Genomic DNA, 8,236 nt, shown 5'->3' with positions numbered 1-8,236 from the left:
GGCCCGCGCCCAAAATCCGAATATGCATTTTTTATTAGCCTTTCTGTTCCTGAGCCGGACGAGAATAGCCGCAGCCCTCTTTTTCACACAGCAAAATACCGTTTTTGCCGCCTTTTTTAAACAAAGTGGAACCACACTGCGGGCATTTTTCCGCTGTCGGTTCATTCCAAGTCATAAAATCACAGGTGGGATTTTTTTCGCACCCATAATACACTCTTCCCTTTTTGGAATGGCGAATCAATACGCGACTTCCACATTTGGGGCATTGGCCGCCTGTATCCTTGACCAGTCTCTTTGTATTTTTACACTCAGGGAAACCCGGGCAGGCCAAGAACTTACCATACCGACCGCTTTTAATAACCATTTTGCGACCACACAACTCGCATACTTCATCGGTCTCTTCATCCGGTACTTTGACCTTTTTATCCTTCATTTCTTCTTCTGCGCGCTGTAGGTTCTTTTCAAATCCCTGATAGAAGTCATCAATCGTTTTATGCCAATCCGACTTTCCATTCTCAATCTGGTCCAGGTTCTTTTCCATATTCGCAGAAAAAGTGATGTCAATGATATCCGGGAACTGTTCCATCATTAAGTCATTGATCACGCGACCCAATTTGGTAGGAACCAGCTTTTTTTGCTCGCGCTCCACATAATCATGATCGATGATGGTCGTAATAATCGGTGCATAGGTGGAAGGACGTCCAATACCATTCTCTTCAAGTGCACGAATCAGAGTTGCTTCGGTATATCTTGCCGGTGGCTGCGTAAACTTTTGCTCCGGTTTCAATTCCTTCAGCTTGAGCACATCTTTTTCCTCAAGAGGAGGCAGCGCCGTCTCCTTTTTTTCCTTTTCATCGGTTGCTTCTTCGTACAGCGCTGTAAAACCATCGAAAGTAACTACATATCCAGAAGCGCGGAACAAATAATCTGCAGCCGCAATGTCCACAGACACTGTATCCTGCTGGCAATCGCTCATCTGGCTGGCAATGAAGCGGCTCCAGATCAGCCGATACAGCTTGGCTGCATCACCTGTTACACTCTTTTCCACCTCATCCGGCGTCAGTGCTGGATTCGTAGGACGCACCGCCTCGTGCGCATCCTGTGCAGCCGTAGCACTGCGGCTCTTATAGGTCCGCTTATATGCACACACATACTGTTGCCCGTAATTATCTGTGATGAAATCCTTCGCGGCCGCCACAGCCTCTTCCGCAATACGCAAACTATCCGTTCTCATATACGTAATCAAGCCCATGGTTCCTTGTCCAGCTACATCCACGCCTTCATACAACATCTGAGCAGCACGCATCGTTCTGGTAGCGGTAAAGCCTAGGCGACGACTGGCCTCCTGCTGCATAGTCGAAGTAATAAAGGGCGGCGCCGGCGTCTTTTTCCGTTTGCCTCGTGTGATGGATTGGACCGTATACGCAGCTCCTTCCAACGCCTTAACGATGGTCTGACTCTCCTGCTCATTTTTCACTTCTAGTTTTTTTCCAGCCGCCGTACTAAACAGACGGGCAGTAAACTTTTTGCTACTGGCAGGTGGACAGAGGACTGCGTCAATGTTCCAATACTCTTCCGGTTTAAACGCCTCAATTTCCTTCTCACGGTCCACAATCAAACGGACTGCAACACTTTGCACACGACCCGCCGAAAGCCCGCGGCGCACCTTTTTCCACAAAAAGGGAGAGAGCTTGTATCCAACCAAACGGTCCAAAATTCGACGAGCCTGCTGCGCATTGAACAAATTCATGTCAATGGCACGTGGCGAGGCCATTCCTTGCGTAATGCCTTTTTTGGTGATTTCACCAAATGTCACTCTCCGCTGAGCCTGTGGATCCAATCCTAAAAGATTGGCCAAGTGCCAACTGATTGCTTCTCCTTCACGGTCAGGGTCGGTCGCCAAAAAGACCTCATCGCTATTCTTAGCCATGGATTTCAGCTCTTTAATGACCTTTTCCTTGCCCTTAATGTTGATGTATTGGGGCGCATATCCGTGTTCCACATCGATTCCAAGTTGACTCTTTGGAAGATCACGGATGTGACCCATGGAGGCGGTCACATCGTAACCATCCCCTAAATATTTGCGGATCGTCTTCGCTTTTGCTGGCGACTCCACAATCACTAATTTTGACATGAATCATGATCCTTTCCGGATGAATTGACGGCCGGCCATCTGGCAAGACAGCCCTGCCAGTTCCAGCTCTGTAAGCGCGGCCATTGTCTGTGCAGACGGCATATCGGCCGCATCGCATATTTGCGCAAGCGTCAGCGGCTGACAAGTCAGCACATCATAAATACGCTGTGCCATTGGAGAAATAGAAATCGCCGGGGCATCCACCGTCTCCTTCGGTAAAGCCGAAACTCTCTCCAGACCATAAAAACGAAGGATATCATCAGCGTTGCGCACTAAATGTGCACCCTCTTGCAACAATCGATTGGTTCCTGCACAAAGCGGTGAAAAAATGCTGCCCGGAACACTAAATACATCTCGTCCGAAGTCCAGTGCATGTCGCACCTGATTCATCGTACCAGACGATTCCCGCGCCTCTACCACACAAATCCCTCTGCTCAGTCCCACAATCAAACGGTTGCGTTGTAGGAAAAATGATTTTTGAATCTCAAGGCCCGGTGGATATTCGCTCAAAGTCAAACCTTGTTTTTCAATCGTAGATTTCAGCATTCGATTTTGCGATGGATAACACCGTTCATGTCCGAATGCTAAGCAGGCAATGGTAGGCATCCCGTTACGGAGAGCCGCTTGGTGTGCTTCGCCGTCTAATCCATCTGCCATTCCAGACACGATGACTACTCCCGCCTTTGCCAAATCTGTTGTAAGCTGTCGCATTACTTCAACACCATAAGCAGACGGACGGCGCGTTCCTACTAACGCAAATATCAACGGCGCTGTAGCCGCCGTTAAATCTCCCCGATAATATAAAACCGGCGGTGTCGAATCGATTTCCTTCAATTGCGCAGGATACTCTTTCTGTTCCCAAGTGACAATCTGAATTTTACGACGTGCACAATCTTCTATCCGAGCGACAAAGTCTTCGGGGCATGTGGATTTCAATGCACGAATTTGTGCAGGCGAAAGAAATTCAGACAGTTCCATACTGCCCAATGCCATTTTCAATTCAATCGGTGACTGAAAATATTCCAAAACGCGCAACGCATTTCCTGCACAAGCGCCCAGTCCATTGGCAAGCCAAAGCCAATACTCTATGCTGGCCATAAACTACACTCCCCGAAAATGCCAAAGCAATACGCTTCCCGCAACCGCCGCGTTTAATGATTCCACACCGTTGGCCATAGGAATCCGTACCGCTATATCTGCCACCTTTACAGCCCCCTCAGAAAGCCCATTTCCCTCGTTTCCAATTAACAAGGCAACATTTTGGCCACGCCAAGATTCTGCCTGGTCCAAAGGGACGGAATGATACAAAGCGGCAGCTACCAATGGCACATGTTCTTTCTTCAACCAACGAGATGTTTGTGCCACCGTATCCGCTTTTGCCAATTTTAAACGTGTCAACATCCCCATACTGGCGCGGACAGCCTTCGGACTATACGGATCTGCACAATCCGCACAAAACACGACCCCATCGAATCCAAACGCGGCCGCACTGCGCAAAAGAGCACCAATATTGGCCGGATCCTGTAAATGCTCCAAAATTAGCCACCGGCCACTAGAACAAAGGCGATCCAATGTCTGTATATTTTGGCCAAACACCCCAAAGATGCCCTGAGGATTTTTAGTATCCGAAATTTTATCTGCCACGCCATCCGAAATACAGATATGCCGGCCACCCATCTCAACAAGCTCCGGGTGTTGCATCATCGCCTTTTCCGTGTAATAGAGCTCCACTGGTTGCTGCACGTGCGCAATATCCCGGCAAAGCCGAAGCCCTTCAGCCAAATAGCATTGTTCACGCTGACGAAAAGAGGCGCTATCACGCAAACGGCACAGCCATTTTACGCGCTCATTTTCTCTGCTTGTAATGTGCAAATCCACGGAAAACACCCCTTTCTGTATTACTTTTATGGCCACCCGTTAATACAAAGCAACGCCCGTGCAACTTGTGCGCGGGCGTGTCGCAATTATTATTTTACAGCGTTTTTCGCGGTCTCAATCAGAGCAGAGAAGCTCTTCGGATCGTGAATCGCCATTTCGCTCAGCATTTTGCGGTTCAGCTCCACGCCAGCTTTTTTCAGGCCGTTCATAAAGGAAGAGTAGTTCATTCCCTCAGCACGGCAGGCAGCGTTGATGCGGGTGATCCACAGATTGCGGAACTCACGTTTTTTCATTTTGCGGCCAGCAAATGCATAGTTGCCGCTCTTCATGACCTGTTGTTTGGCCATTTTAAAATGTTTGGATTTGCTGCCGAAATAGCCTTTGGCAAGTTTCAGTGTCTTTTTTCTTCTTTTGCGCGTCATCATTGCGCCTTTGATACGAGCCATATTCTTAAATCTCCTTTAATAGCGGTTTTTCTCAAATGGGTGTATTGCTTAAGCGTAGGGCAGCATACGTTTCACGGCTGCTGTGTTTGTTTTGTCCGCATAAGCGGATTTGCGGAAACCGCGTTTCAGTTTGGTGCTCTTTTTGGTCAGAATGTGGCTGCGATACGCCTTGCCGCGTTTCACTTTGCCGTTTTTCGTCAGCTTAAAACGTTTCTTTGCACCGGAATGGGTTTTGATCTTGGGCATTTTTTAGTTCCTCCTTAATTTTGCTTGGAAGGGGCTGGAGCCAGGAACATCTGCATGCTCCGTCCCTCAAGCTTGGGTTGTTTTTCCACAACGGCACTCGGCAGAGCTTCAGCGAAACGCTTATGCACATCCAAACCAAGATTTGTATGCGCCATCTCACGGCCGCGGAACCGGATGGAAACCTTCACCTTATCACCTTTGGCCAAAAATTTGGCTGCCTGATTGACTTTGGTGTTGAAGTCGTTCGTGTCGATATTGAGGGACAGGCGAATCTCCTTGATATCTACAACCTTTTGATTTTTCTTTGCCTCTTTGTCCCGCTTCTGAAGCTCAAAACGATATTTCCCGTAATCCAAAATTTTGCATACGGGGGGTTGTGCCTGCGGAGCAATTTTAACAAGGTCCAGATTTCTTTCGTCTGCTTTTCTTTGTGCATCCCGTACGGACATAATGCCAAGTTGGCTCCCATCCGCATCGATTACGCGCACCTCTTTGTCACGGATCCCTTCATTGATCTCCAGTTCTTTTTTGCCGGCTATGGTAAAACACCTCCAAAATTTTGTTTAAAACAATAAAGTGCGGCTGCCGGTACCGGCAGCCGCACAAAAAGACACAAGAACTCCATTAAAAGTCTTCGTATAAACCCGACGCTTCAATCAGCGCACAAGGTGAGCATTGGCTGCCAAGCCAGAGCTACTTTGTTTACTGTCAAAGTATACTGCTCTTTTTCACATCTGTCAAGAGCTTTTCTCAAATCTTTTTTCTTCTCCCAGCGGCACCCGTATTTCCCGTCCCAAATCAAACGAGTAAATCGTACATGCGGTCACCTTCACCGGCAAACGCTTCTCTACCGCCGCTTTATATAATAGAAGCTGACGAGCATAACTGTCAAGAAATTGTTTTTCCGTTTTGCCTGTGTCCGTCTTGTAATCTAAAATTTCCGCGCAATCTCCCTTTACAATCACCGCATCCGCGATGCCCTGCACCAATACTGGCTGCTGCCAGAAAGCAGGATCGATATCCGGCTGGACAAATTTTGCTGGCACCGCCGTCAAAAATGCATATTCCCGCAGTAATTTATCGGCATTCAGCATACGGGCAAACACATCGGAATTAAAAAAGTCTCGAATCCGTTTTCTCTCGAGCTGGCCAGCAAGCTGTGCATCAATGTAATCCTCTTGTACCAACCGGCTTACTTCCGCTTCCAAATCATCACTCGCAGCCGCAAGGTCGGCAAATTGCAACACACTATGAAGAGCAGTTCCCTTTTCCGCCGCTGTCAGTCCTTCTTTGTACAAGAATGAAGGCCGTGATAAAACCGGCTGTGCCTGCTCATGTGCCAAATTGGAAACGCTCAATTTGGCGGGCAACTCACTCAATGCCGCACGAGGATACTGCGTTTCAAAATTCTTGCGAAGCTGTTTTAGCAATACAATATCCGGATTAGATTGTCTGTGAAACTCCTTTGTTTGCTCTGTTTGCTCCTGTTCATCCAAACAAATCACCGATGCCGAAATATGACCTTGTGCCTGGTAAAGAGGCAAAGTGGCAGCTCCCGCTATCGCCCGTAAATTTTCGCAGTCAGGGTGCAAAAGGGCCGCCGTGCAAATCCAAAGTGCAAAGCTTGACGCCTTTTGAAGCAGATAGGCAGTAGCTCCGCCTGCTCCCGCTAATTGTGTGGCCAGTTCTGACAATACTTTTTCAGGCCGTGCCAAGGGAACTGTAACAATCAGTTTATCCCTAGCCCGCGTAAGGGCCACATACAAAATTCGCATCTCCTCACTGACCGACTCTGTACGCAATGCCATGGAAATAGCCTTGTGGGATGCAGTAGAATAAAGTCCGCCCTCTCCAGCTCTCAATGACATTCCAAGGCCAAGCTGCGGATGAAAAAGGACTCGATTGGATACATCTCGCAAATTAAATTGGTGAGATGCATCCGCCAAAATCACCACCGGGAATTCCAAGCCTTTTGAACGGTGAATGGTCATGATAGAAACGCAACCTTTTGGAAGTGTCACCGCACCTGCAGCCGGCAATGCACCGCTCTCAATCGCATTGTCCGCCATACGAATCGCCGCCGAAAGTCCATTTGCTCCCACTGCTGATGCCCAAGCAACAAAAGCACGCAATGTCTGTCTGCGCTCTGCTCCATTCTCCATCGCCCCGACCGCAGCAAAGTAATGCGTTTTGGACAAAATCTCATCGCAGAGCTGCGACACGGGAGCCGTGGCCGCCAAAGCGCGCAACCACCGCAACAGCGTGCAAAAGTGCACCGCTTTTTCCATTTTGCTCTGCGTGAGAGCCGCATACAGCCCCAATTTAGGATATTCCGCTCTCAGACGGATCAAATCATCCGGCGTAAAGCCAAACATGGGGCTGAGAAGCACCGCCGCCACATGCACGTCCTGTGCCGGATTATCGATCACGCGCAACATTGACAAAAGCGGCGCTGACTCGCCAGCCGTCAATGGACTTTCCCCCGCATCGGCGGCTACCGGTATTCCTTGCTGTGCCAGCGCCTGTTCGTAAACTGAAAACCGAGTGCGACTGCGCAGCAAAATGCAAATATCTCCATACTGACACGGTCTGGTTCCACCTTGTTTGTCACGTACCGGAAAGCCCTCTCTCACCAATCGGCGCACGGTATCTACAACAGCCAGTGCATCGCCCAGGTCTGACATTTTTGCTCCCTGATCCACAATCTGCACTTCCATTGGGCCACCATCGTAAGAGTCTGGAAGACCGCGATAAAGCATTTCTTCCTTGTTATAATCCACATCACCCACCTGACGTTTCATTACACAAGAAAAGACATCGTTCACCGCATCGATCACACTTCCTGCGCTTCTAAAATTATTGCCCAAGGTGATGCTTGCCGGATGCTGTCCCCCTTCATGGTACGGAAAAAATCTTTCTCTCTGCGCAATAAAAATTTCGGGACTTGCCAGCCGGAAGCGATAAATGCTTTGTTTTACATCACCTACAAAAAACAAATTGGAACCATCATCATTGGCAAGGCACCGATAAAGAAGCGCTTGCAGCGCATTGGTGTCCTGATACTCATCAATCATCACAGCATCAAAACGTGCACTCACGGCGCGAGCCACATCGGTTTTCTCGTCATTTTCTTTGCACAAAAGCCGGAGAGACAAATGCTCAAAATCACTGTATTCAAGAACTTTCTGTTCCATTTTCGCCGCAAAAAAGCGCTGTTCAAAAATGCGCACTGCCTTCGCCAAAGCACGCAGCATTGGCAAAATTCTTTTACGGTCCTCTTCAAATTCCTCTTGCGTGCAAATAAAAATTTTTTCTTTCAGCTCTTTGTGAACCTTTTTTACCTCTTCTCGCAAAGCCTTAACCGCATTCAACTCCGGCCCATCGTATCCACGCACCGCTTTCAACGGTGGCGGCGAATACTCTTGTGTGCAGAGCAGCGCGCTGTCCCAGCGCCCCTGATCTATCCAATTTATCAGAGCAGAAAAAAAACTTGAATCCGCTTGTAACGCAGCCATATAATTCGCCAAGCCCG

The 8,236-nt window shown here is 48.6% G+C and carries 7 protein-coding genes; all 7 read right to left on the bottom strand.

Annotated features, from left to right (window positions below; genetic code table 11):
* Window positions 1-34: 34 nt before the first annotated feature.
* A complete protein-coding gene (gene topA / locus AB5H98_RS11860) occupies window positions 35-2,134 on the bottom strand; it encodes a type I DNA topoisomerase (protein ID WP_367926105.1) in 2,100 nt (699 codons plus the stop codon).
* Between the two features lie 3 nt (window positions 2,135-2,137).
* Window positions 2,138-3,232 (bottom strand): DNA-processing protein DprA, encoded by a 1,095-nt coding sequence (dprA, locus tag AB5H98_RS11855; RefSeq protein WP_367926104.1) that lies wholly within the window; start codon window positions 3,230-3,232, stop codon window positions 2,138-2,140.
* A 3-nt stretch (window positions 3,233-3,235) separates the two neighbouring features.
* On the bottom strand, window positions 3,236-4,012 hold the full coding sequence (locus AB5H98_RS11850; RefSeq protein ID WP_367926103.1) for a TrmH family RNA methyltransferase: 777 nt from the start codon (window positions 4,010-4,012) through the stop codon (window positions 3,236-3,238).
* 89 nt (window positions 4,013-4,101) lie between these two features.
* On the bottom strand, window positions 4,102-4,458 hold the full coding sequence (rplT, locus tag AB5H98_RS11845) for a 50S ribosomal protein L20 (protein ID WP_349216146.1): 357 nt from the start codon (window positions 4,456-4,458) through the stop codon (window positions 4,102-4,104).
* Between the two features lie 48 nt (window positions 4,459-4,506).
* Window positions 4,507-4,704, bottom strand: coding sequence for a 50S ribosomal protein L35 (rpmI, locus tag AB5H98_RS11840; RefSeq protein WP_367926102.1), 198 nt, complete (start codon window positions 4,702-4,704; stop codon window positions 4,507-4,509).
* Between the two features lie 14 nt (window positions 4,705-4,718).
* Window positions 4,719-5,243 (bottom strand): translation initiation factor IF-3, encoded by a 525-nt coding sequence (infC, locus tag AB5H98_RS11835; protein WP_367926106.1) that lies wholly within the window; start codon window positions 5,241-5,243, stop codon window positions 4,719-4,721.
* Window positions 5,244-5,441: 198 nt separating this feature from the next.
* On the bottom strand, window positions 5,442-8,236 hold a 2,795-nt coding region (locus tag AB5H98_RS11830), incomplete at its 5' end, for a 3'-5' exonuclease (protein WP_367926101.1).

The sequence above is a fragment of the uncultured Ruthenibacterium sp. genome (assembly GCF_963558415.1).
Taxonomy (GTDB): Bacteria; Bacillota; Clostridia; order Oscillospirales; family Ruminococcaceae; genus Ruthenibacterium.
This window is presented reverse-complemented; position numbering and strand designations above follow the sequence as displayed.